The organism is Hypericibacter sp., assembly GCF_050729195.1.
In the GTDB taxonomy this organism is placed as follows: Bacteria; Pseudomonadota; Alphaproteobacteria; order Dongiales; family Dongiaceae; genus Hypericibacter.
In genome coordinates, this window is the sequence record NZ_JBOHKS010000078.1 from 1 (window position 1) to 23,119 (window position 23,119).

Sequence of the window (23,119 nt, forward strand, 5' to 3'; positions counted from 1 at the left end):
TGCCGCCATATTCGTCGCCGCGATGGTTGAAGCGCCTGGCGATGAACTGGAACGGCAGATAGGCGTGGCCGGCATAGACATAGACGATATTGAAGCCCGCCTGGACCGCGCGCCTGGCGGCGTCGCCCTGCCAGCGCCGCAGCTCGCGGATATCCTGGCGGTCGAGGGCGCGGGTCTGCAGCGGATAGAGGTAATGGGCGGGTGCCCCGTCGACCGAGATCGGTGGCAGCCGGCTGGCGCGATTGACCACGAATTCGCCGCCATGCCAAAGCTGGCAGCCGGCGAGCGCGCCATGCTCATGGATGGCGTCGGCGATCGTCGCCATCACCCGCCTATCGTCGTCGTCCCAAAGGCTACAGAACTTGTAGGGCGCGTCATCGGCGGTCGGATGGATCGAGCAATATTCGGTGTTGACGACGCCCCAACCGCCCTCGGCCTTGATGGCACGCATCGCGGCCAGCGTCTTGGGCATCTGCACGCCCATGCCGGTGCAGTGAGGTACCTGATAGAATCGGTTCTTGGCCGTGACCGGGCCGATTTTCACCGGCTCGAACAGGATGTCGTAACGCGGATTGCGGGCCATCGGCTTCTCTCTCAGGATCTTCGTCGGCTAGCCCCAACGAGGATGGCGCGGCGCCTCTTCCATGCCATGGCCGGCCCGGCGCCAACGATCCGCTCACGACGGCCATTGCCGACGAACCGACGCGGGATCAGTCAGGAAACGCGAGACCGTCCGATGCCTGCTGGAAGCGGCCGCCAAACCCTCGCGGACGCGGGGCGGAGACTAGCCCGGCCATCGTGGTTTGGCGAGACGCTCCGGGGCCGGTATGGCGCGGGCGCCGGTTGCGCTACGAATGAGGGCTTCGCCTATGAGACGCCGGCCCCGGTGCCCGAGACAGCGGCAACTCCTGCCGGATCATCTCACCCGGATCATCCCAATGTCGTGATGGGGGCCGACGGAATGTGGCATCCCGCTCCTGGGCCCCACTCTGCCGCCTCGCCTCTCATTTCTCAATGACTTAGTCCGCGAAATTGTCCCACCCGGTGGGACAGCGGGTGGGATGGCCGGGCGGCGTGGTATCGATCTCCACCTGCCGCGCGGGAATGATCGGGATCGACCGTTCTCTCGTGCCGCTCAGCGGTTGGCGACGACCGCGTAACCATAGGCATTGGTGCCCCCCTCGCGGCGCGGCCAGAATTCGTGCGTCTCATAGATGTTGCCCCACTTGCGCAGGCGCAGCATGTCGTCCGGCAGCTTCTCGAACGGCTTATAGCTATGGTGTTCCTGCCCCTGGGTCACAAAGGGGGTGTTCTCGATCGTGTTGTAGGAGCAATGCAGGATGGTGCGCGGCATGTCGGAATCGTTGCCGCCGGAGGCATGCAGGGTGTTGCCGTGGAAGAAGCAGGTGTCACCGGGCTCGAGCTCGATCGGCACGACGGGGAGTTGCTTGAACACCAGATCGAGCCGCACCGGATCGAAGGCCACGGTCTTGCCGACGCCGACGTGATCTACCCGGCCCAGCCGGTGCGATCCCGGCACCAGCTTCACGCAGCCATTGGCGACGGTGCAGCGGTCGACGGCGATCATCGCCGTCAGCATGTCGGGCCACAGGCAGCCTTCGTTGTACCAATAGGGATAGTCCTGGTGCCAATCCCAGCGGCCCGGCGCATGGGGCCGCTTCATCGACAGCTTGGAGTGCCAGTGATAGACCGGCTTGCCGAGCAGGGTCGCCGCTCCGTCGATGAGTCGCGCCATGTTCGGCACCATGCCCAGATAATCGCCGCTTGGCGCGCTCCAGCCGATCACCTCCTGAGCGTTGCCGTCGCTGTCGGCGACGGCGCGCAGCCGGCCGCCCAGCGACGAATCCGCCGTACAGGCTGCGGCCAGCGGCGCGATCTCCTCGGCCGCGAAGAAGCCCGGCACGATGACGAAGCCGTCATGCTCGAAGGTCGCGATCTCGCGCGGGGTCAGGGGACGTTCCGTCCGCACCTCGACCGCGGGCCGTTCCGCCGCACGCTGGGCACTCATCGCCGCCTCCCCTTGTTCACTTGAAGCATACTGCATACTGTACACACTGGCGTCAGCCGCGCAAGCCGTTCCGGGCGTGAAAGATGGAAAAGCTCTGTCCGGCAACAAGTTGAAAAACCGCACTCATCAAGGGAGCCGCCGTGAGCGAACCGCTGCCGACGGACGATTTCGAGAATCCCGTGCATCCGCATGAGAGCATCTGGATTCCTCTGCCGGACGGCATCCGGCTGGCGGCGCGGCTGTGGCGTCCCGATGTTTCCCGCCGGGTTCCCGTCGTCATCGAGTACATCCCCTATCGCCAGTCCGATGCGACGGCCATCGGCGATTCCCTGATGCATCCCTGGTTCGCCGGCCACGGCATCGCCGCGCTGCGCATCGACATCCGCGGCAGCGGCAATTCCTCTGGCGTGCTGACCGACGAATATCTGAGGCAGGAGCAGGACGACGCCGTCGCCGCCATCGCCTGGATTGCCGCGCAGCCCTGGTGCAACGGGTCGGTCGGCATGATCGGCATTTCCTGGGGCGGCTTCGCCGCGCTGCAGGTTGCCGCGCGAAGGCCGCCGGCGCTCAAAGCCATCGTCACCTGCTGCTCGACCGACGACCGATGGCGTGACGACGTCCATTATATGGGCGGCGCCCTGCTGAACGACGGCGTGTCTTGGGGCTCGGCCCTGTTCGGCCAAGTGGCGCGGCCACCCGATCCGGCTCATGTCGGCGAGGCCTGGCGCGACATGTGGCTGCAGCGTCTCGAGGCCACCGAACCGCCGTTGGCGAATTGGCTCGCTCATCCCGAGCGCGACGCGTTCTGGAAGCATGGCTCTGTGGCGGAGGACTACAGCGCCATCCAATGCGCGGTCTATGCAGTGGGCGGCTGGACCGACGGGTACTCCGATGTGGTGCTGCGGCTGATGCAGCATCTCAGCTGTCCGCGGCGCGGAATGATCGGCCCGTGGACTCACGTCTATCCCAATTTCGGCCTGCCCGGCCCGGCCATCGGATTTCTGCAAGAGTGCCTGCGCTGGTGGCGGCACTGGTTGGACGGAGTCGATACGGGGGTCTCCGAGGAGCCGATGCTCTCCCTCTGGTTGGGCGAGGGCCTGCGCGCCGACGCCCGGGGTCCCGATATCAGCGGGCGCTGGATTGCCGTGACCGACTGGCCACGTGACCAGGGTCGGCAGCCGTTCGCGCTGACCGATCGGCACCTCACGGTCGAAGGCGACGCGCCAGCTGCGGCCGATCTGGCTCTGCCTCTGCGGTCGCCGCAGGATTGCGGCGTTGCCGGCGGCGAGTGGTGCCCGCAGGACGGCGGCGGCAATGGTCCAGAGTTCCAGAGCGACCAGCGTATCGACGATGGCCGCAGCGTGACCTTCGACACGCCGCCGCTGACAACGCGTGTCGAGATGCTGGGCGCGGCGACGCTCGATTGCGCGGTCGCGATGACGGGACGGGTTTCCCTGCTGGCTGCTCGGCTGTGCGAGGTCGCGCCCGACGGCGCTTCTGCCCGCGTGACCTTCGGCCTGCTCCGGTTGCGCCGTCCCGCCGCGGTGGCGCCGGGCGAACGGTTCCGCGTCAGCTTGCCGCTCAAAGCCGTGGCCTATGCGTTCCGGCCGGGGTCGCGGATTCGTCTCGCGCTGTCCGACACCTATTGGCCAATGGCCTGGCCGGAGCCTGTCGATGCGGGACTCGTTGTCTATCCCGCCGGCAGCAGCCTGACGCTGCCGCTCCTGGGCGAGGAGGACGCGCTGGCGCCGGTCTTCGGTCCGGCCGTTGCCGCGATGCCGTTGCCGCACGAGATGCTGAAGCCGGAGGCACATCGGCGGGAGGTGCGCCATGACCTCGCCACAGCCACCAGCGACTATGTCGTCGACTTCCGTCGGCGACGCATCGGGCTTGGCGAGCTGGTCATGGATGGGCACGGGCATGAGATCTATCGCATCCACACCGGCGATCCGACATCTGCTGCCGCGCTGTTGGAGCGGGAGTTCCAGTTCGAGCGGCCCGGCTGGCACATTCGCGTCCGCGCGCAGACGAGCCTGTGCCGCGACGGCCGCGATCTCCGGCTGGACAGCAGCCTCACTGCTTTCGAAAACGAGGCACAGATCTTCGACCGTCAATGGACGCACCGCTTCCCTTATGACGGCGACTGAGGAACCGCGGCCGCCCCTCCGCCCGCCGGTTCGGCGGGCGGAGGGGACTGACCTCAAGCGCCGGTCGTCTCGCGTACCAGAAGCCATTGGGCATCCGGCGACCAGGCAGGCTTCACGGTGGAGCGGCTGACCCAGGCATTCGCCCCATGAGTGAGGAATACATAGGCGCCGGATTCCTCCAGGATGTCCTGCATCTTGCGATAGGTTTCGGCGCGTTTCGCCTCGTCGGTCTCGGCGACCGCTTGCTTGTTCAGCGCGTCGAATTCCTCGAGGCAGGTCCGCTGCCAGTTGTAGATGCCCACTTGGCCGCAGGTGAACCACTCGGTCACCCAGCTCGGGTCCGGTGCGGTGGAGAACTGGACGATGAAGAGCTGGGTGTCCTTCCAGCCTTCGCCCTCCGATTCCTGGAACTGCGCGTCGAAGGCGGCGCCGTCCATCGGATGAACCTCGAGCGTGAGGCCGACGGCGGCGAGCTGCGCCTGGATCACCTGCGCCATGGTCACCCGGTCGGTATCGTTGACCGTGTCGAGACGGAGCTGCAGACCCGCGGCGCCCGCTTCCGATACCAGCTTCTTCGCCGTCTCGGGGTCAAAGGGGTAGGTGTTCTTCTCGCGGTAGCCGGGAATCGGCGGTGGAATGATCCCATAGGCGGGCTTGGCTTGGCCGAAGAAGGCCGCGTCGAGTACGGCGGGAACGTCGATCGCCTGCTGAATGGCACGCCGCACGCGGACATCCTTCAGCGAGGGATGGTCGACGTTCATGCCGACCCACATATAGTTCAGTGCCGGCCGAACCTCGAGCGTCGTCGCCTTATCGCCCGCCGCCTGGATCTGCTTGATGGAGCTCAAGCTCACCTTGGTCACGTCCAGGTCGCCAGCTTCATAGCCGATCTCGGCGGTCTTCATGTCGTCGATCGGCATGAACTGGATCTGGTCGAAATAGACCTCAGGACCGCTCCATGCCTCGTTGCGCACCAGGACCAGCCGTTCCCGCGGCGCCCATTCCTTGATCGCATAGGGCCCAGACGTGGCGAATGGGTCGGTGGTAATGGTGCCGCCCTTCGCCTTCATCGCCGCCTTGCAGACGATGAGGCCCGACGCGTGCGGCAAGGTGGACTTGAAGAGCGGCGGGAACGGCCGCTTCAGGTGGATCACTCCACTATGGCTGTCGGTCACTTCCACATTTTCCAGCGCGTCCCAGTCGAGCTGATAGACCGCGCCGGTGTCAGGGTTGGCGATGCGCTCGTAGGAGAATTTGACGTCCTCGGCCGTGAGCTCGCCATAGCTGCCGCTCCACTTGATGCCCGGCTTCAGGGCGAACTTGATGGTCTGCGGGTCTACCTGCTCCAACATCTCTGCCGCGTCGAGCTTCCAGGTCCAGTCGGTGCCGGGGGCGTATTGGCAGAGTCCGCTGAAGATCGCGAACATCACCGTCTCCTCCCACCAGCCGCCGCGATTGGCTGGATCGAGAACCGCGATATCGCGATCGTTCTGCACCTTCAGAATGCGGCCATCGGCGGACCAGGCGAGCCGCCCGGACGCCATTGCGGTGGCCAGACTTGCGCCGAGAACCGACGCGCCTTGAAGAACCCGTCTCCGGGAAATCGTAGTGATGCTCATGACGCCTTCCTCCCTTTTTGTTAGTTGCAGCCAGTCTCAGCTCCCAGGTGATGGTTCTTCGCTCAGCGTGATCCAGCGCAGGCCGCGCGGCGGCCGTCCCACGCCGCTGATCGGGATGTCGGCCTGCGGGCAGGGCGAGCAGACGATGAGGAGATCGATCAGCGCGGCCAGCTCGACATAGTCGCCGGGACGCGCGCTGGACGGCCGATCGCTCAGCCGTCCGTCGGGCGAGATCGGGATCTCCATGAACAGGTTCCACGGGCATGGCACCGGCGGAACGGCCATGCCGGCCTGCGCGAAGGCGCGGCGGAAGTTGTCGGTGCAATTGGGATGGGCCGCACTGAGCCCTTGTGCCTCGTAGCTCGCGCTGTCGCAGGCCGCGCAGAGCGTATCGTGACGTCCGGGCGACGTATCGGCGACGAAGCGCAGAATCGGACGGCCGAGCGAGGACAGGAGCAGGTCGCCGGGCTCGAAGAACAGCTTGTAGAGCCGACCGCGACACTGCTCCATCGACAGATATTCGCCGAGGTTGGCGGCGGCGAAGGCCCAGGTGTCGAGTACCTGCTGCCCGAGATGGTTCACGATGCGCAGATGTTCGCCGGCAGCGAGCGGGAGAATGCTGGTGCGGCCGGTGGGAATGTCGCCTTCGGCCCGGAGCGTGAGGCGCGTGTTCATGCGGCACTCCTCGCCTCGGCCGGGAAATGGCAGCGCACGACGTGGCCATCGGCGATGGTCTGCGGCTCGGGCGCGCTGACGCGGCAGAGCTCCCGGGCGAAGGGGCAGCGTGGATGGAACTCGCAGCCCGTGGGGCGCGCCCACGGGCTCGGCACCTCGCCGGCAATGGCGACATGCCGGCCGCTATGGGCGGTCTCGGCGGACAGCAGCGCCAGGGTATAGGGATGGGCCGGTGCCGCGAACACCGCGTCCGTCGGTCCCTCTTCCACGATACGGCCGAGATAGAGGATGGCGATCCGGTCGGTGACATGGCGGGCGACCGCCAGGTTGTGGGTGATGATCAGATAGGCGAGCCCCAGCTCCACCTGCAGATCGGCCAGCAGATTGAGAATCTCGCCCTGGACCGAGACATCGAGTCCCGCCGTGGGCTCGTCGGCAATGACGAGCTGCGGCCGCAAGGCGAGAGCGCGTGCGACCGAGACGCGACGGGCCTGCCCCCCGCTCAGCTCGTGCGGCAGGCGTTCGAGGAAGGAACGGGACAGGCCGACGAGATCGAGCAGCGCGGCCGCTTCACGCTGCCGGTCCGTATTGCCGCGGCGATGGATGAGGAACGGTTCGACCAGCAACTCGGCCACCGTCATGCGGGGATCGAACGAAGCGACCGGATCCTGGAACACCAGGCCCGTTTCGCGCCGCACCTGGCGCCAGCTGCGGTCGCCGGGACCGCGCGGGGTGTAGCCGGCCACCTGGATAACGCCGCTGTCTAGCGGCACCAGTCCGACAAAAGCCCGGCCGAGCGTGGTCTTGCCGCTGCCGCTTTCGCCGACCAGGCCAAGCGTCTGGCCACTTTCCAGCGATAGCGTCACGCCGGCGATGACGCTGACTCCAGACTGCCGGCGCGGCAGCACGCCCAGCGACCGGCGGCCGCCGAGGCGCACATGAAGGTCGAGGGCGTTGAGCACGATGCTCATTGCAGCGGCCGGGAGCACAGCGCCCAGCCGCCATCGCGGCGGGGAGCCGCGGGCGGACGGCGCTCGTGACAGGCGGCTACGGCCCGACTGCAGCGCGGCGCGAAGCTGCAGCCCGACGGCAGGTCGAGCAGGCTGGGCACCGAGCCGGCTATGGTCGGCAAGCGCCGCCTGGTGCCAGCGATGTAGGCGGGATCGCAGTCGAGCAACGCGCGCGTATAGGGATGGAGCGGCGCGGCGAAGAGCTCCGCCGTGGCCCCGAGTTCCACCACCCTGCCGGCATACATGACCGCGACGCGGTCGCAAAGCTGCGCCACCAGCCGCAGATGATGGGTGACGAAGACGATGGCGCCGTCGACCTCGCCGCGAACCTCCTTCAGCAGATCGACGATCTGCGCCTCGGTGGTGGCATCGAGCGCCGTCGTCGGCTCGTCGGCGATGAGCAGGCGCGGTCCGGTCAAGAGCGCTGCGGCGATCGCCACGCGCTGGCGCATGCCGCCGCTCAGCTCGAACGGATACTGGCGCAGGCGCCGTTCCGGCTCGGAGATGCCAACGCGCGCCAGCATCTCGGTGGCCCGCGCGCGCTTCGCCTCGCGGCTGCGGTCGCGGTCGTGATGTTGGAACTCGACCAGGTGGTCGCCGATCGAGACCACGGGATTGAGGGAGGTGAAGGGATCTTGGAACACCGCGGCGATGCCGCCGCCGCGCAGCTCCTGCAATTCGCGCGCGGGGAGCGACAGCAGATCGCGGCCGTCGAACCGCAGCTGGCCGCTGCTATGTGCGTTGCCCGGCAACAAAGCCAGCAGGGCGCTGACCAGGGTCGATTTGCCCGAGCCACTTTCGCCGACCAGCCCGACGACCTCGCCGCGGCCGATCGACAGGTTGATGTCGGTCAGCGCCCTTATCCGGCCTTCATGCGTTTCGTAGGCCACCGACAGGCCATCGATGTCGACAAGGGCGCCCATGGCCGCTACCGCCGCTTCCGCGTGCGCGGATCGAAATAGTCGCGCACCGCTTCGCCCAGGAAGGTGAAGCCGACCGTCGCCACCAGGATCGGCAAGCCGGCGGCGATGACGAGCTGTGGTGCCTGGCGGATGAACGAGAAGCCGTCATTGAGGATCGATCCCCAGCTCGGTGCCGGCGGTCGGATGCCGAGGCCGAGGAAGCTCAACCCCGATTCGATGGTGATGACCGTGGGCACGTCCATGGCGATCAGTACCGCGAAGGCTCCCAGCATGTTCGGCAGCAAATGGCGGAACAGCACGCGCGGCAGGCCGGCGCCAAGCCCGCGCGTGGCTGTGATGAACTCGGTGCTTTTCAGCACCAGCGTCTGGCTGCGCGCTACCCGCGCGTAGACCGGCGTGGTGAAGGCGATGACGATGACCAGGATCGTGGTCAGGCTGGGTTGGAGCAGGGTCACCAGCGCCAGGGCGAAGATGAAGACGGGGAGCGAGGCGACACTGTCGAAGACCAGCATCAGCGCCGCATCGAGCCCGCGCGGCCCATAACCGGCGAGGAGGCCGAGAAACACTCCCAGCACCGCCGCGCCGCCGAGCCCGACAAAGGCAATGAGCATCGCGGTGCGGCTGCCATAGAGCACGCGCGACGCGACGTCGCGGCCGAGCTGGTCGGTGCCGAGCAGATGCTCGAACGAGGGGCTGAGCAGACGGCTGCGGCCGTCGATCGCCAGCGGATCGTAGGGCGCCAGCAGATGAGCACCCGCGGCGGCGGCAAGGATGAGCAGGACCAGCAGCAACCCGGCCCGCCCTGTCGGCTTGGCCCAGACTGCGCGCAGCAGCGCCCAACGCGCCGTCGAGCGCGGCGGAACGGCGGCAGCAGGGGCGAGGGTGTCGTGCAGCATGGCGGCCCTATAGCGACGCGCGCACGCGCGGATCGAGCCGGGCCACGACCAGATCGGCGAGGACAGTACAGGTAAGGTACAGCGCGGTAGTGACGAGGACGGTACCGGTGACCACCGGGAAATTGCGCGACACCACGGCGTCGAAGGTGAGCTTGCCGAGGCCGGGCCGCGCGAAGATGATCTCCACCAGCACCGCGCCGGAGAGCAGGCTACCGACGCCCACCCCCAGCACCGACACCACGGGGACGACGGCGATGGGCAGGGCGAAGCGCAGCGCGATGCGCGGTTCGCCCACGCCGAAGGCGCGGAAGGTGCGGATGTGGCCCTGGCCCAGGACCTCCAGCATCGAGGCGCGCACCAGCCGCGCGAGATAGCCGACCCAGCCCAGCCCGACGGCGAAGGACGGCAGCAGCAGATGTTCGAGCTGCATCAGCGGCTGGTCGGGCGGTCCGGCGCCGATGGCGGGGAGCCATTTCAGCTTCACCGCGAACAGCAGCAGGCCATAGATCGCCACCACGAAGCTCGGCATGGCGATGAAGAGCGTGGACACCACGCCGATCAGCCGGTCGACCCAGCCGTCGGGCCGGGCCGCGGCCAGGCAGCCGAGCGGCAGGCCGACGAGCAGCGCCCATAGGATGGCGCTGCCGGCGAGGGCCAGGGTATGGGGCAGCGCCTCCAGCACGATCCTGGTGACCGGCCGCTTGCTCCAGACGTCGACACCGAGATCGCCGACGACGGCATTGCCGACGAAGCGCACGAACTGCATCGGCAAGGGCTGGTCCATGCCCATACGCGCGCGCAACTCGGCCTTCATCTCGGATGTCGCGCGTGGGCCTAGGGCGATGCTCGCCGGGTCTCCGGGAATGACATAGACCAGGGCGAACAGGATGATGATCGTGACCAGCATGATCACAACCGCCAGCAGCAATCGGCGCAGGATGTAATCTGCCATGGGGCTTGTCAGCCGTAGGACCAATGAGCTGAGCGCGTCACGTATCGCACCGGCTGCGCCTCCTTGACGGGTGTGCCGGGAGTTCCTCCCAGAAGCGATTTATTGTCGTTGTATGCAGTATGCAATCTTCGCAAGCTGGGGCGGATCGGTCAATAGGCGGGGCGCCGTTACCGGCAACGAACCCCGCTTCAGCGGTCATTGCCAGCGAGGCCCGCGATGTCGGCCGCGCGACGCGTCGCGGCTTTCCTGTCATAGGTGGCGAACAGCGCCGCCTCCTGCGCGAAGATCGGCGACTCCGCGAAGAGCTGATAGGCCTGCATGCGGCCGGCATAGGCTGAAGCCGACAGCTCGGCGACGAGGGCCAGGGTGCGCAGCCGGGTGCGCGCATCGACCGGGCCGACGCGGAAGTACTTCTCCACGTCCGGGCCCACCTCGGGGCTTTCCAGCGAGCGCCGGTCCGGAAGCATCACGGCCTGGCCGCCGGCGATCTCGCGCAGGAGCTGCACCATCGAGCCGTAGCTCTGCGAGCAGAAGACGCGTCCGGCGTTCTGCATCGCCTGGTTGGGGATGACGAAGCCCGACTCGGTCGTCTCGCAGGCCGCCTCGGCGCCGATCAGGAAGGCGTCGATCGCCTGCTTGAACATCATGAGCTGGCTGACCTTCGAGCGGATCGCCGGGATTCCGAGCGTGCCGCTCTGCTCCGCGGTCAGCAGCGCAGCACCGACCAGCAGGCCCGCCTTGGCCTGGCAGCGGATCAGAAAGCCCTGTGCCGCCCAGCGGGCCAGATCGGAGCGGATCAGGGCGGCCAGCTGCGGCTGGCGGCTGAAGATCACGTTCTCCCACGGGAGGAAGACGTCGTCGAAGACGATCAGCGTGTCGATCTCGTCGAAGCGTGCCGAGAGCGGGCGATCGAACGGATCCTCCGACGCGCGCTGCAGCGGCGCCCGGCAGATATGGCGCACGCCGGGCGCGTTGAGCGGCACGATCGCGCTCACCGCATAGTCGCGGTTCTCCTCGACCCAGGCGCCGACCGTCGGCTTGACGCAGGCGACATGGGCATAGGGCGCGCCGGTCTCGAACTTGGCGCCGCGGATGACGATTCCGGCATCGGTTTCCTTGACCACCCTCAGATAGTGGTCGGGGTCGTCCTGCTCATAAGGCTGCTTCGAGCGGTCGCCCTTGGGGTCGGTGTTGCCGCTGGTCATGAACAGGTTGTCGCGCTGCAGGCGATCCAGCCAGCCCGACGCAGCGGCGTAGTAGCGGGTGTCGAAGCGGTCGAGCAGCGCGCGCCGGTCGACCATGACGAAGAGCGGCGTCACCGTCTCGTCGCCGAAGCGGTCCATGGTCGGACAGATGCGGTCGAGGACCGTCGCCGTCATGTGCCGGCGCGCGGCCAGATCCTCGCGGCTGGCGGGAATCTTGTAGAAGCGCGAGCCGCGACCGCCATCGGGGAGCGCGAAGGTCATGAGATCGCGACACTCGGGATCGTGATGCATATCGTAGATCCCGGCGATGGCGTCGACCATCGGGCGGAAGGCGGGATGGGTCGCCACGTCGTCGACGGCCTCGCCGCCGATCCAGACCTTGCGTTGATCGCGCAGGCTCTTGCGGTACTCGATGCCGGTCATCAGGCCCATGTGGCGCGCTCCCGCGTCGCGGCCGCGGCTTCGCCGTCTGGCGCCAACCCGGCAATGAGGGCGCCGAACAGGGCGCCGCGTTCGGCCAGGCTGACGATCTCGATCCGCTCCCGCCTGCTGCAGGTGTCGAAGCAGACGGGGCCGAGCCCATCCAGCGTCGGACGTCCCAGGGCGGCGGCGAAGCTGCCGTCGGAGCCGCCGCGCGTCTCCACCGGCGACAGCGGCGCGCCGATCTCGGAAGCCGCAGCCTCCAGCAGGGCGTAGAGTTTCGTGCTGGCGTCGCGTGGAAACGCCGGGCGGGTGATGCCGCCATGGATCTCCAACGTGACGCCGGGCGCCGGCTGCGACAGGATGCGGCGCACCTGGGTCAGCAACTCTCGGCTTTCCGCATCGCTCGCGGCGCGCAAATCGACATGCATCTCGGCGACATCCGGCACCACCTGGCGCGCCGCGCCGCCGGTCAGCCGTCCGACATTGACGACGATGCCGTCCGCTGGCCGGCTCAGCGCCTCGAGCGGCTCGACGGCGCGGGCGAGCGCCTTGAGCGCGCTGGCGCCGTCCTGCGGATTGACCGCGGCATGGGCGCTGCGGCCACGGGCCTCGACCACCAGCGCGCCGACGGCGCCGCGCCGCACCACCACGCCGCCACCCGGGCGTGCCGGCTCGAGCACCAGCACCCAGTCGGCGGCTTGCGCCTCCTCCTCGATCCAGGCTCGTGAGCCGGGCGAGCCGAGCTCCTCGTCCGGCACCAGCAGATGCCGGATCTCGGCCAGCCCGTCGAAGCCGGCGGCGAGCAGGCGGCGCACGGCAAAGAACGCCATGACCAGCCCGCCCTTCATGTCGCCCACGCCGGGGCCAGCGGCGAAGCGCTCGTCGCGGGAGAAGCCCCAGCCCGCTACCGTGCCGACCGGCCAGACCGTATCGAGATGGCCGAGGATGAGCAGCCGGCCACGACCCGTCATCCGGCGGCTCAGGCAGCGTCGGGCGCCGCGCGCCGGCAAGGGATGCGCTTCTTCGACGAACCCTAACGCAGCCCAAGCCTCGGCCAACCGGCGTCCGACCTGATCGACGCCGTCGGCGTCATAGGACCCGCTGTCGACGGCGACCAACTCCTCGAGCATTGCCAGCATCTGCGGAATTTCGTCGACGAGGGCGTTCTTCAGCGCGCGGGCCGTGGTGGAAGCATGCTGCATACTGTATACATAGCGCAGTGCAACGCATGCGTCCAGAAGCCATGATCACCCCACCGAGAAAAACTCTGTCAACTGCGGCCTCATACACGCCAGCCCGGATCGAGCGAATCGAGCAGGCGGAGGAGCGGCGGCCAGAGCCGGCTGCCGCCGAGCTGCGGCGTCTTCGCGCTGGTGAATTGCGCGACGGTGCTGCGGCAGACATCCTCGGGCGGCAGGCGAAAGGCGCGGCCCGAAGCCAGCACGTCCATCTGCACGCGCGCCGCCTGCTCCAGGTAATACATGAGGGAGAATGCCGCCGGAATGGTAGGGCCGACGGTGAGCAGCCCGTGATTGCGCAGCAGCAGGGCGACATTCTGGCCGAGGTCACGGCTGAGCCGGCGCTGCTCCTCAAGATCGAGGGCGATACCTTCATAGTCGTGGTAGCCGACCCGGTCGTAGAACTCGAGGGCGAACTGGTTGAGCGGCAGCAGCCCTTCCTCGAGGCAGGAGACCGCGACGCCGGCGCGCGTATGGGTGTGGATGACGCAGGCCACGTCGGGACGGGCCGCCAGCACCGCGCCATGGATGACGAAGCCGGCAGCATTGGCAGAGTGGTCGCTCTTGCCCACCAGCCGCCCGTCGTGATCGACCTTCACCAGGTTGGACGGCGTGATCTCGCGGAACAGCAGGCCGAAGGGATTGATCAGGAACGTCTCTTCACCGGGCACGCGCGCCGAGGCATGGGTATAGATCAGGTCGTCCATGCCGAAATGGGCGAGCAAGCGATAGACCGCCGCCAGATGCAGCCTGGCGTCCGCCTCGCTGGCGATCTCGATAACCGTAGCCGCGCGATCCATGACCGCGGTGGAGCCGGCGGCAAGATCGACGGCCTTGGCCAGACCGCTCATCGCAAGACCTCCCGTTCGGAGCTACAGGAATGACGTTCTCGATCTTGGCGCGCTGCAGCCGGACGGGGCGCTTCGGCGTCGCGCTGGCGACGTCGAGCCCGGCAGTCGGCGCCCGCTGCCCCTTCGCCGCCTCCGGCGTCGGCGCCGTCGTCACCCAGAACCGTACCGATCCCCGCCTCGGGCCTGCGGTTCTGGCGAAGCTGCAGGCAGGCGCCGATGCGCAAACCGCGCTTGACCGAACGCTGGAGACGGCACCGGCTGCCCACTGGCGCCAGCTTGCCGCAATCGACGCCCAAGGCCGGGTGGCAGGCTTCCATGGCGTCCGCACCCTGCCGCTCTGTGGAGAAGCCCGCGGCGAGGGTGTCATCGCCGTCGGCAATCTGCTGGCGTCGCTGGCCGTGCCTGTGGCCATGTTGCGCGCTTTCCAGCAGAGCAGCGGCGACAGAACCGGCTTCGAACAGCGCTTGCTGGATGCGCTCGTCGCCGGCTGCGCGGCGGGCGGCGAGACGCGGCCGCTCGGCTCGGCGGCGCTGCTGGTGGTCGACCAGGACCCGTTTCCCGTCACCGATCTGCGGGTGGATTACCATGCCGATCCCGTGGGCCAGTTGGCCGGACTCTGGGATATCTGGGCACCGCAGGCCGATGCCTATCGACGCCGTGTCCACGATCCGGAGTCCTGCTAGTGCGCCGCCCTGATCGCCTGCGTCTGCCCGTTTCATTTCCGTCTTCCGGTCGTTGCCTTCGGCCGGCCTGAGCGCGACGGGCGCACGCCCTTGGCCGCGACATCATTGGCCGGCGCCGGGCCTTGCTCCAGCTTCAGCAGCACGGCATAAGCGCGGCGCAGGTGGTCGCGCACGGCGCGTTCCGCGCCATCGCTGTCCCGCGCGTGGATGGCGCGGGCGATGGCCTCATGATCCCTAATCGCCGTCTCCGTCTCCTCGACGGTGTAGCGGCGCAGTACGCGGGGGGTCGCAAAGAGCTCGTGGTAATCGCTGACCAGCCGTTCGACTCGCGGCGCGTGTCCAGCCTTGGCGACGGCCATGTGGAATTCGTCGTTCAGCCTGGCGCGCGTCTTCACATCGACACGATCAGTGCGTCGCGACGCCGAGGCGAGCGCCAGAATCTGATCGAGCTCGGCAGTACTGCCGCGCATTGCCGCCAACCGGGCGGCGCAGCCCTCCACCGCCTCGCGGATATGGTAGATGTCGGCCAGCTCCTGCTGCGGGTCGACCACCTCCATGCCGCCGGACTCCGCGGCACGCATGAGCCCATCCATGGTCAAACGGGCGAAGGCCTCACGCACCGGCGTGCGGCTGACGCCGAGCATGCCGGCGGTCGTCACTTCGGTGAGCCGCTCGCCCGGCTGGAACTCGCCTCGGATGATCGCCTGGCGCAACCGTTCATAGGCCAGAGTCGAGCTGCTTTCCCGCGCTTCGATCTTGAGCGAAAGAGGCTGGCGCACGCTGTCGTTCCTCCATGAATCGGTCTTTGCATACGGTATACCCGAAAGATTATCGTCGGAGACAGGGCCTGTCGAGATTGCTACGGCAGATACGGCGCGTCCTCGCGCAGCTCGATGACGGTCGGCAGGTCGGCGGCGAAGGCGGCGCCCAACGCACTGCGCAGCGCCGTCAGGCTGTCAGGCCGCACGGCATGGCAGCCGAAAGCGCGGGCAAGGGTGAGAAAGTCCGGATTCTGCAGCCCTACGCCCAGCTCCGGGATGCCGGTTTCGATCATATCGTCGCGGATCTGGCCATAGGCGTCGTTGTTCCACAGCAGGATGGCGAGCGGCAGCCGCAATTCGACCGCGGTCGCCAGCTCCTGGACGGTGAACAGGAAACCGCCGTCGCCGACGATGACGGCGCCGGGGCGTTGGGGTGCGGCGAGCTTGGCGCCGATGGCTGCTGGCAGCGCGAAGCCGAGCGTTCCATAGCCCACGGGAAAGAACCAGCTCCGCGGCCGGTTGCACGGGAAATAGGCGTTCGCGGTATAGGCGAGCTGGGTCGAATCGGCGGCGACGAAGCCGTCCTCGGGCAGCACCTCGGCCAACACGTCGAGGATCGCCGCGTGCTTGCGCTGCTTGGGTGTCAGGATCGCGACGTTCTCGCGGCGGGTGCGCGACAGCTCGTCGCCCAAGTCGAAGCCGGCGGGCGCATTCGGCTTCGGCCCCAGCGCCTGCAACAGCATTCGCGCCGCCGCGCCGGCATCGCCCAGCAGCGCCGCTGCCGGCGGATAGTCACGCACCAGGTTCGCCGGATCGACGTCGATCCGGATCAGCTTGCCGCCCAGCTCGAGCCGCTCGACCCAATGATCGGCCGGCGCCAGCTCGGTGCCGACCGCAACCACCAGATCGGCCGATTTCAAGATCGCCCGCGTCGCCGGCCGGGTGAGCGTCGCACCGAGATTGAGGCCATGCGCCGCCGGCACGATGCCTTTGCCGGCGCGGGTCAGGATCACGGCGGCGCCCAGCCGCTCGGCAAGCCGGGTCGTGTCGACCGCGGCGTCGACGGCGCCGCCACCGACGATCATCACCGGCCGCCGAGCCTTGCGCATCAGCGCCGCCGCCTGTGCGACGTGCTCTTCGCCAGGCGCCGGTGGTGTCGGAACAAGTCGCGCCGCCGTCGAGAAGCCGGCGGGCCGGCCGAGCAGATCGATCGGCATGGCGATGTGTGCCGGTCGCGGCCGGCCGCTGTAGAGCTGGGCAAAGGCGCGGGCTACCAGCTCCGGGACCTCGTCCAGGCTGAGCGCGGTGGCGCTGAACCCGGTCAAGGGCGCGGTTACCGCCTCTTGGGAGCGAATCTCGTGCAAATGGCCGCGGCCCATCCCGAGGTCGGCGATGGCGTTGACACTGGAGATCACCAGCACCCGCGAAGAATCCGCATAGGCTTCGGCGATGGCGGTGGCCGCGTTGGTCACACCCGGGCCGGTGATCAGTACGCATACGCCAGGCCTGCCGGAGATGCGCGCATAGCCGTCGGCCATGAAGCCCGCACCCTGCTCGTGCCGGACTCCGATGTGCCGAATGCCGCTCTTCGCCAGGCCGCGATACAGCTCCAGCGTATGCACGCCGGGGATGCCGAACACCGTATCGACGCCGTAGCTCGTCAGCAGACTCATCAATTGTTCGCCGCAAGTGGGCATGCCGCTTCCCCTCCTGTCGTGCCCGGCTCCTGCGCGCTTGCGCGGCTCGAGGCAAGCAAGTAAGTATACAGTATACATACCCCGTTCTGAATCGCCATGCCGGTGATTTGCGAGCGATCGCAATAGCAGTGAGGTGAGCGCAGCATGAACCAGGCGCAACTACGTCCCGAAGCGGTGGCCGCCACTCGTCAGGCGGGGCTCTCACCGCCCCTCCCGCAGATACCGGCCGACATCTTCGATCCCGCGCATTACGCGCCCGTCCGACGGAGTCTGCTCGAGGCGGAAACCCTGCCGGCATGGTGCTACATCTCGGAGGCGTTCTACCGGCGCGAGGTCGAGCAGATCTTCCTCAAGGTCTGGAACTTCGTCGGTCGCGCCGACCGGATTCCCAGCCCCGGCGACTACGTCGCCTTCGATTTCGTCGGCGTGCCCGTGGTCTTGCTGCGCGACAAGCAGGGCGAGGTGCGCGCTTTCGTCAATACCTGCCGCCATCGCGGCACCCAGATCATGTCGGGGGAGGGAAATTGCGCCGCACTGCGCTGCCCCTATCACAGCTGGACCTACGGGCTGGACGGCCGGCTTCGCGGCGCGCCGGGCATGGAGGATACCGTCGGCTTCGACAAGTCGGATTATGCGCTGCAGCCGATCCGGATCGACAGCTGGGACGGGTTCCTGTTCATCAACTTCGATCCCGACAGCATCGGCCTACGGGAGTATCTGGGCGATCTACCCGAGCGCTTCGCCTGTTACAACTTCGCCGACATGGTCTGCGTCAGGCGCAAGGAATACGACCTCGCCTGCAACTGGAAGGTCTATGTCGAGAACGCCATGGAGTCGTATCACGTTCCGACAGTGCACGGCCTGACGCTGCAGAAGCAGAAGCGCGACATCAATCCGCCGATCGCGGCAAACGGCGAATATTGCGGCTTGTACACCAGGCATATCGGAAGCAGGGCCCTGCTGGCGGGCGACACCGGCTTCCCCTACATCCCGACCCTCACAGGCGAGGCGACCGAAGGCACGTTCTATCCCCTGATCTTTCCCAGCACGATGTTCGCGCTCACCTATGACTGCATGTGGTGGCTCGAGATCCACCCGCGCGGTCCCAGCCATATGAAGCTCATCGTCGGCTCCTGCTTTCCCAGGAGCACGGTCGAAAGGGGCGATTTCGACGAGGTGCTCGCCAAGTACGTTCGCCGCTGGGACCAGTCGATTCCGGAAGACAACGACATCTCGGAGCGTCAACAGCTCGGCCTGGCGTCGCCCTTCACCGCACCGGGGCGATTCTCCGCGCTGGAGCCACTGGTCCACGTCATCGACAACTGGGTCCTCGACCGGGTGATCGGCCCGGCGCGATAGAGTGAAGACCATGGCAGCGACGCCCCTGGCTGACGGGAGACGCCTGCGTCTCCTGGTGTACACACCGCCGACCCAGCATGACGTGTTCCGGATCAATCCGGAACGTTTTGCCGCCGCCGCCGCGCGGCACCCGGAATTGTCCGAACGTCTCGATGTCCACTTCGTCGTCGACTCCGACAGCCTGGCGGCGGCGCTGGCCGAGGCGGATATCCTCATCGGCTGGCGCGTGCGCAACGACGACCTGCCGCGCCGCGCGCCGCGGCTGCGTTGGATCCAGCTGACCGGCGCCGGGCTCGAGCATCTCCTGCCGCTCGACTGGTTGCCGCCGAACGTCAGTCTTACCAACAGCAGCGGGGCTCATGCCGCCAAGGCGGGCGAGTTCGCCCAGATGGCGCTGCTCATGCTGAACAACAACATGCCATTCTTCGCGACGAACCAGCGCAGCGCGCGGTGGGAACAGCGCTTCGGCACCGGCATCGCCGGCAAGACGCTTCTCATCGTCGGCGTTGGCGAGATGGGCGGGGCGGCGGCCGGGGCCGCCAAGCGGCTGAAGCTCAACGTGCTGGGCATCCGAGCCTCGCGCCGGTCGCACCGGGCCGTCGATCAGATGTTCGGCCCGGAGGATCTGCCCCGGCTTCTGCCGGAAGCCGACTTCCTGTTGGTCACCGCGCCGTTGACCACGGCGACGCGCGGCCTGATCGGCCGGCGCGAGCTCGATCTGCTGAGGCCCAGTTGCGGGCTCATCAACATGGGGCGGGCGCGCGTCGTCGACTACGACGCGCTGGCGGACAAGCTGGAGCGGGGCGAGCTCGGCGGCGCCATCCTCGACGTGTTCGATCCCGAACCGCTACCGGCCGATTCGCGCCTGTGGTCGACGCCCAATCTGCTGATCGTTCCCCATGTTTCGTCCGACGACGCGGAGCGCTATACGCCCGCCGTCCTCGATCGGTTCTTCGGCAATCTGTCCCGATTTCTGGCCGGGCGGCCGCTGCGCAACCGCGTCGACCCGCGGCGGGAGTATTGATGCAGCGCCCGGCACATCCATTTGCGACCGAAGGAACGCCCTAGATGTCGCTCGGTCTGATAAGCGTGCCGCCCACTGCCAATCTCGGCGCGGAGGCTTGCCGGAAGGCACAGAGCCTGATGCCGTGATCGGGTATGCCGTTCGGATCGCGACATCCCCAACTCGCATTGAAGGGGAACAATCTGCTAGGCTCCGGCGGACCTATCACCCGCCGGCAGGATCCGATCGATGCAGACCATTTTCGTCATGGTGAAATCAGAACTCGGCCGTGCTTACGAGGTCGCGGACGCGGCCGTGCAATCGATCGACCAGGTCTCGGAGGTCCATTCGATCTCCGGCCAATATGATCTGCTGATCAAGTGCTTCCTGGCGGACGGCGCGGATATCGGCCATTTCGTGACCGAACAGATTCAGCGCCTGCCGGGCGTGCGCGATACCTTCACGCTCATCGCCTTCAAGGCCTTTTCCTGATCCCGCAAGGCTGAGGACCGGCCCGCATGGGGTCGGTTGCCTCAGGCCGTCTTCGGCTTGGGGGCGGCCGCGGCACGGGCCCGCGACAGCGCCCACAGCACCAGCACCCAATAGCCGACGAAGACCACCAGGCTGAGGACATCAGGCCGCGAGCGATAGCCGGTCAGGGCCGCGACCAGCCCGCCGAAGGTGGTGGTGTCGTCGAGCAGGAACGAGCTGTCCCACACCGTCCCCCCGAGGGATGGCAGGATGCCGAGCCCATAGAGATGGTCGGCGCCATTCATGATCAGCGAGCAGGCCAACAGCAGCAGCATGATCTCGGTCGCGCGGAAGAAGAACCGCCACGAAAGATGCTTCGAACCGAGCTGCAGCAGCCAGTAAGTGAAGATCGCGGTGCCGAAGCCGATCACGATGGCGATGATCGTCGGCATCAGGGCTGAGACACCGGCGGCCAGGATGCCATAGAGGAAGACCACCGTTTCGCTGCCCTCGCGGGCGACCGCGAGCATCGCCAGGATGAAGAGACTCCAATGACGCGCCTGGGCCGCCGCCTTGTCGAGCCCGGCCTCAAGATCCTTCTTCATGGTGCGCGCATGACGGCGCAGCCAGAAGATCATCTGTAGGATCAGCCCGGCCGCGATCAGCACCATCGCGGTCATGAAATAATCCTGGGCGCCCTCGGGCAGATTCTCGGCGAAAAACAGCAGAATGCCGGCGAGGGTTATCGCCAGACCGAATCCCGCGGCGACGCCCAGCCACAGATAACGCCGCCCAGTCGTCACCGTCGTCGGATCGGTCTGGCGCGCGAGCCAGGCATGAAGAATGCCGACGACGAGCAGCGCTTCGACACTTTCGCGCCAGATGATGAAGATGATCTGCCCGAACTGTCCGCCCATCGCCGTGCCTTCAATGTCCCGCTGAATTGTCGCTGTTGTCGTCTTTCGGCCGCGATCTACTTCGCGATGATGACGCCCTGGCCGGCTGCGTCGTTCTCATGGAACTCGTCGACGAACTGATATTCGCCCGGTGCCAGCGCGCGAATGGTGAGAGACAGGGTGGCGCCGGGGGAGACGACTTTTTCCTGGCGCAACTGTTTGCTCTCGAACTCGGCAGGCACGGTCCCGGTGTTGGCGACCTCGAGCTTGAAATCCTTGTTGGCCGGCACTTCGACCTGCTGCGGCGTGATCACCCCGTCCTTGATCTCGATGCGGTAGGTCTGGAGGTCGTCGGCGCGAACGGCCGTCGAAGACAGCGTCGCGGCAGCAGCGAGAACCAGGGCGAGAGCAAGACGACGCATGGGCTGAGGCTCCTTCGTAGACATAACGGGGTCCTGCGATGTCGAATGACCGCAGCAGATGAAAATGAGAATTACTTGCAAAATATGACGCGCGTCAACCCATGACGGAGCGCGCAAACCGGCAGAAACCGGCGCCTGCCGAACCAAAAGACGAAAATTTTAGGATCTGCAATTAGGAACGATTGGCTGAAAGCCGGCCAAGTCCCGGCAGAATTGATGACATGAAAAACGCCACCGGGGAGACCCCGGTGGCGCTTTACCTCACGAAAGCGTGATCGACGGGCAGCGTCAGTTCTTGCCGCGCCCGATCAGCCGCCAGGTCGCCGGCAGCAGGCAGGCGCCCAGCAGGATCTTGAGCGCATCGCCGACGAGGAACGGCACCAGGCCATATTTGAGCGCATCGCTCAGGCCGATCTGGATCGCGAGCCAGGTCAGGCCCAGCGCATAGATCACGAGATTGCCGATCACCATCGCCGCACCGGCCTTCAGGAGCGAGCGATCCCAGCCGCGCTCGGCCAAGGCACCGCAGATCGCGGCCGCGACCGCGAAGCCCACGAGATAGCCGCCGGTCGGGCCATAAAGGAGTTGAACGCCGCCGCCCTCGCTCCAGGTCCCGGCGAAGACCGGCAGACCGACCGCGCCCTCAGCGAGATAAAGCAGCACGGTGGCACCACCGAGCTTCCAGCCATAGGCGACGCCGATCACCAGCACCACCAGCGTCTGCATCGTGATCGGCACCGGAATCAACGGCACCTGAATCTTGGACGAGAGCCAGAGTGCGACAGTGCCCATCACCATCAGCACCGCGGCGCGCAGCGCACCGCTCTTGGTCGAACTGGGCCACAACGCGCTGGCGAGCGTGGGTTGCAGCGTCTGAACAGCCTGCATCGGATATTCCTTCCCTCGATAAATCTGTGATCCGCTAATCGTGACCGCCCTTAGGGGACTAGCCAGCAGAGATCCGCCCTTTTTATCGTAAGCCCAGCGTCAAGGCAAAGTAAGCGATTAAGGGCCAAAGCATAACATCTCATTGCCCTCAATGATCTCCTGCCACACTTCGCTTCCCCGGCTGATGATCCCCCTCGCCAAGCGAACGTTCGCGAGCGGATTGTGAATTACGACGAGATCATCACCTAGCCTTGCAGGTGAATTACCAATTCCCTGCGAAGTGTAAAGCACTGCAGAAACGAATTTGTAGGCAGAGTTCCTGAAGGGCGCCAGTGAGATGGGCTCCGCGTTCGACTTTATGGCAACACCTTTGAACTCGTGGCCTGAACCAACAATGCCTAGCTGTGAAGAATCAACCTCTATATATCGATTCCCGATTCCGAAGAGTAGCTTGACGATAAATGGCATGTCTCCATTAAGCGTACTGAACGAACCTATCGCGCCCCCTGAGATCGCGATTATGCAGACATCATCATCTGCTACGAGTCCACGCCCTCGATAGGTACTGATCTGTCGTTGCTTAGTATCGAACGCAGACGCAAATCTTAGAAGTATCTGCTCGACCGGCACACGCCGCATAACCCCTCGTGATGTTTCGAGCAGATCAGTGACCGCATCGGGATGACCCTTCTCACCTGGAGTAGGTACCGTTGCTTCGATCCATATTTTTGGTTGATGGTCCTGGATCTCGATGTCGGGACCGTCGGGATGAGTTCGGATACGCATGCCAATATCCAAAAGGCAGCATGCTAAATACATCTCCCAATATCTTTGTTGCGTTTGACATGCAAATTGGGCGACGAAATTTCGTTCAGCATAAGGCGCATAGCGCTTCCAAAGATTGAGTACGTACTTTCGTACTTCAGCAGAATTCTCTGAGTCCGCTTCACGAAGGCTGACATACGCTGGAT

General features: G+C 66.4%; 21 protein-coding genes and 1 pseudogene. 5 read left to right on the plus strand and 17 right to left on the minus strand.

Annotation, left to right across the window (positions count from 1 at the left end; translation table 11 throughout):
• Positions 1-583: pseudogene (locus tag ACREE8_RS06085) on the minus strand (NADH:flavin oxidoreductase); the annotation flags it as partial.
• Positions 584-1,135: 552 nt separating this feature from the next.
• A complete protein-coding gene (locus ACREE8_RS06090) occupies positions 1,136-2,029 on the minus strand; it encodes a phytanoyl-CoA dioxygenase family protein (protein WP_431572089.1) in 894 nt (297 codons plus the stop codon).
• Between the two features lie 140 nt (positions 2,030-2,169).
• Between ACREE8_RS06090 and ACREE8_RS06095 the strand changes: the two genes are divergently transcribed.
• Complete coding sequence (locus tag ACREE8_RS06095; protein WP_431572090.1) at positions 2,170-4,176, plus strand: CocE/NonD family hydrolase; 2,007 nt, start codon at positions 2,170-2,172, stop codon at positions 4,174-4,176.
• Positions 4,177-4,229: 53 nt separating this feature from the next.
• On the opposite strand, the gene ACREE8_RS06100 is transcribed toward ACREE8_RS06095, so the two are convergent.
• The 9 genes from ACREE8_RS06100 to ACREE8_RS06140 form a co-directional block, all read right to left on the minus strand.
• Positions 4,230-5,720 (minus strand): ABC transporter substrate-binding protein, encoded by a 1,491-nt coding sequence (locus ACREE8_RS06100; RefSeq protein ID WP_431572091.1) that lies wholly within the window; start codon positions 5,718-5,720, stop codon positions 4,230-4,232.
• Positions 5,721-5,831: 111 nt separating this feature from the next.
• Positions 5,832-6,470, minus strand: coding sequence for a DUF1989 domain-containing protein (locus ACREE8_RS06105; protein ID WP_431572092.1), 639 nt, complete (start codon positions 6,468-6,470; stop codon positions 5,832-5,834).
• Positions 6,467-7,441 carry an oligopeptide/dipeptide ABC transporter ATP-binding protein gene (locus ACREE8_RS06110; protein ID WP_431572093.1) on the minus strand — a complete coding sequence of 325 codons (975 nt, stop codon included), beginning with the start codon at positions 7,439-7,441 and terminating at the stop codon, positions 6,467-6,469. Before ACREE8_RS06110 ends, ACREE8_RS06105 begins: the two co-directional genes overlap by 4 nt.
• Positions 7,438-8,403, minus strand: coding sequence for an ABC transporter ATP-binding protein (locus ACREE8_RS06115; protein ID WP_431572094.1), 966 nt, complete (start codon positions 8,401-8,403; stop codon positions 7,438-7,440). Before ACREE8_RS06115 ends, ACREE8_RS06110 begins: the two co-directional genes overlap by 4 nt.
• Before the next feature lie 5 nt (positions 8,404-8,408).
• Complete coding sequence (locus ACREE8_RS06120; protein ID WP_431572095.1) at positions 8,409-9,299, minus strand: ABC transporter permease; 891 nt, start codon at positions 9,297-9,299, stop codon at positions 8,409-8,411.
• A gap of 7 nt (positions 9,300-9,306) precedes the next feature.
• A complete protein-coding gene (locus ACREE8_RS06125) occupies positions 9,307-10,251 on the minus strand; it encodes an ABC transporter permease (RefSeq protein WP_431572096.1) in 945 nt (314 codons plus the stop codon).
• Between the two features lie 188 nt (positions 10,252-10,439).
• A complete protein-coding gene (locus ACREE8_RS06130) occupies positions 10,440-11,888 on the minus strand; it encodes a 4-hydroxyphenylacetate 3-hydroxylase family protein (protein ID WP_431572097.1) in 1,449 nt (482 codons plus the stop codon).
• Complete coding sequence (locus ACREE8_RS06135; RefSeq protein WP_431572098.1) at positions 11,879-13,081, minus strand: M20 family metallopeptidase; 1,203 nt, start codon at positions 13,079-13,081, stop codon at positions 11,879-11,881. The genes ACREE8_RS06130 and ACREE8_RS06135 overlap by 10 nt, the downstream gene beginning before the upstream one ends.
• 80 nt (positions 13,082-13,161) lie before the next feature.
• A complete protein-coding gene (locus ACREE8_RS06140) occupies positions 13,162-13,968 on the minus strand; it encodes a class II aldolase/adducin family protein (RefSeq protein ID WP_431572099.1) in 807 nt (268 codons plus the stop codon).
• Between the two features lie 29 nt (positions 13,969-13,997).
• Between ACREE8_RS06140 and ACREE8_RS06145 the strand changes: the two genes are divergently transcribed.
• Positions 13,998-14,651 (plus strand): DUF1028 domain-containing protein, encoded by a 654-nt coding sequence (locus ACREE8_RS06145; RefSeq protein ID WP_431572100.1) that lies wholly within the window; start codon positions 13,998-14,000, stop codon positions 14,649-14,651.
• Positions 14,652-14,683: 32 nt separating this feature from the next.
• On the opposite strand, the gene ACREE8_RS06150 is transcribed toward ACREE8_RS06145, so the two are convergent.
• On the minus strand, positions 14,684-15,430 hold the full coding sequence (locus ACREE8_RS06150) for a GntR family transcriptional regulator (protein ID WP_431572101.1): 747 nt from the start codon (positions 15,428-15,430) through the stop codon (positions 14,684-14,686).
• A gap of 80 nt (positions 15,431-15,510) precedes the next feature.
• On the minus strand, positions 15,511-17,187 hold the full coding sequence (locus ACREE8_RS06155; RefSeq protein WP_431572109.1) for a 5-guanidino-2-oxopentanoate decarboxylase: 1,677 nt from the start codon (positions 17,185-17,187) through the stop codon (positions 15,511-15,513).
• Positions 17,188-17,253: 66 nt separating this feature from the next.
• Between ACREE8_RS06155 and ACREE8_RS06160 the strand changes: the two genes are divergently transcribed.
• The 3 genes from ACREE8_RS06160 to ACREE8_RS06170 all read left to right on the plus strand — a co-directional run bounded on the left by ACREE8_RS06160 (position 17,254) and on the right by ACREE8_RS06170 (position 19,963).
• Complete coding sequence (locus ACREE8_RS06160) at positions 17,254-18,468, plus strand: aromatic ring-hydroxylating oxygenase subunit alpha (RefSeq protein ID WP_431572102.1); 1,215 nt, start codon at positions 17,254-17,256, stop codon at positions 18,466-18,468.
• 10 nt (positions 18,469-18,478) lie between these two features.
• Complete coding sequence (locus tag ACREE8_RS06165) at positions 18,479-19,492, plus strand: D-2-hydroxyacid dehydrogenase (RefSeq protein ID WP_431572103.1); 1,014 nt, start codon at positions 18,479-18,481, stop codon at positions 19,490-19,492.
• Between the two features lie 228 nt (positions 19,493-19,720).
• Positions 19,721-19,963 carry an Lrp/AsnC ligand binding domain-containing protein gene (locus ACREE8_RS06170; RefSeq protein WP_431572104.1) on the plus strand — a complete coding sequence of 81 codons (243 nt, stop codon included), beginning with the start codon at positions 19,721-19,723 and terminating at the stop codon, positions 19,961-19,963.
• A gap of 41 nt (positions 19,964-20,004) precedes the next feature.
• Here ACREE8_RS06170 and ACREE8_RS06175 read toward each other — a convergent pair whose 3' ends face one another.
• From ACREE8_RS06175 to ACREE8_RS06190, 4 genes are all read right to left on the minus strand, one after another.
• A complete protein-coding gene (locus ACREE8_RS06175) occupies positions 20,005-20,859 on the minus strand; it encodes an FTR1 family iron permease (protein WP_431572105.1) in 855 nt (284 codons plus the stop codon).
• A gap of 56 nt (positions 20,860-20,915) precedes the next feature.
• Positions 20,916-21,260, minus strand: a complete 345-nt coding sequence (locus ACREE8_RS06180) for a cupredoxin domain-containing protein (protein ID WP_431572106.1) — start codon at positions 21,258-21,260, stop codon at positions 20,916-20,918.
• 288 nt (positions 21,261-21,548) lie between these two features.
• Positions 21,549-22,148: a biotin transporter BioY gene (locus ACREE8_RS06185; RefSeq protein ID WP_431572107.1), complete on the minus strand. Its 600-nt coding sequence runs from the start codon at positions 22,146-22,148 to the stop codon at positions 21,549-21,551.
• Between the two features lie 117 nt (positions 22,149-22,265).
• Positions 22,266-23,119, minus strand: an 854-nt coding sequence (locus ACREE8_RS06190; protein ID WP_431572108.1) for a hypothetical protein, incomplete at its 5' end; no start/stop codon positions are given.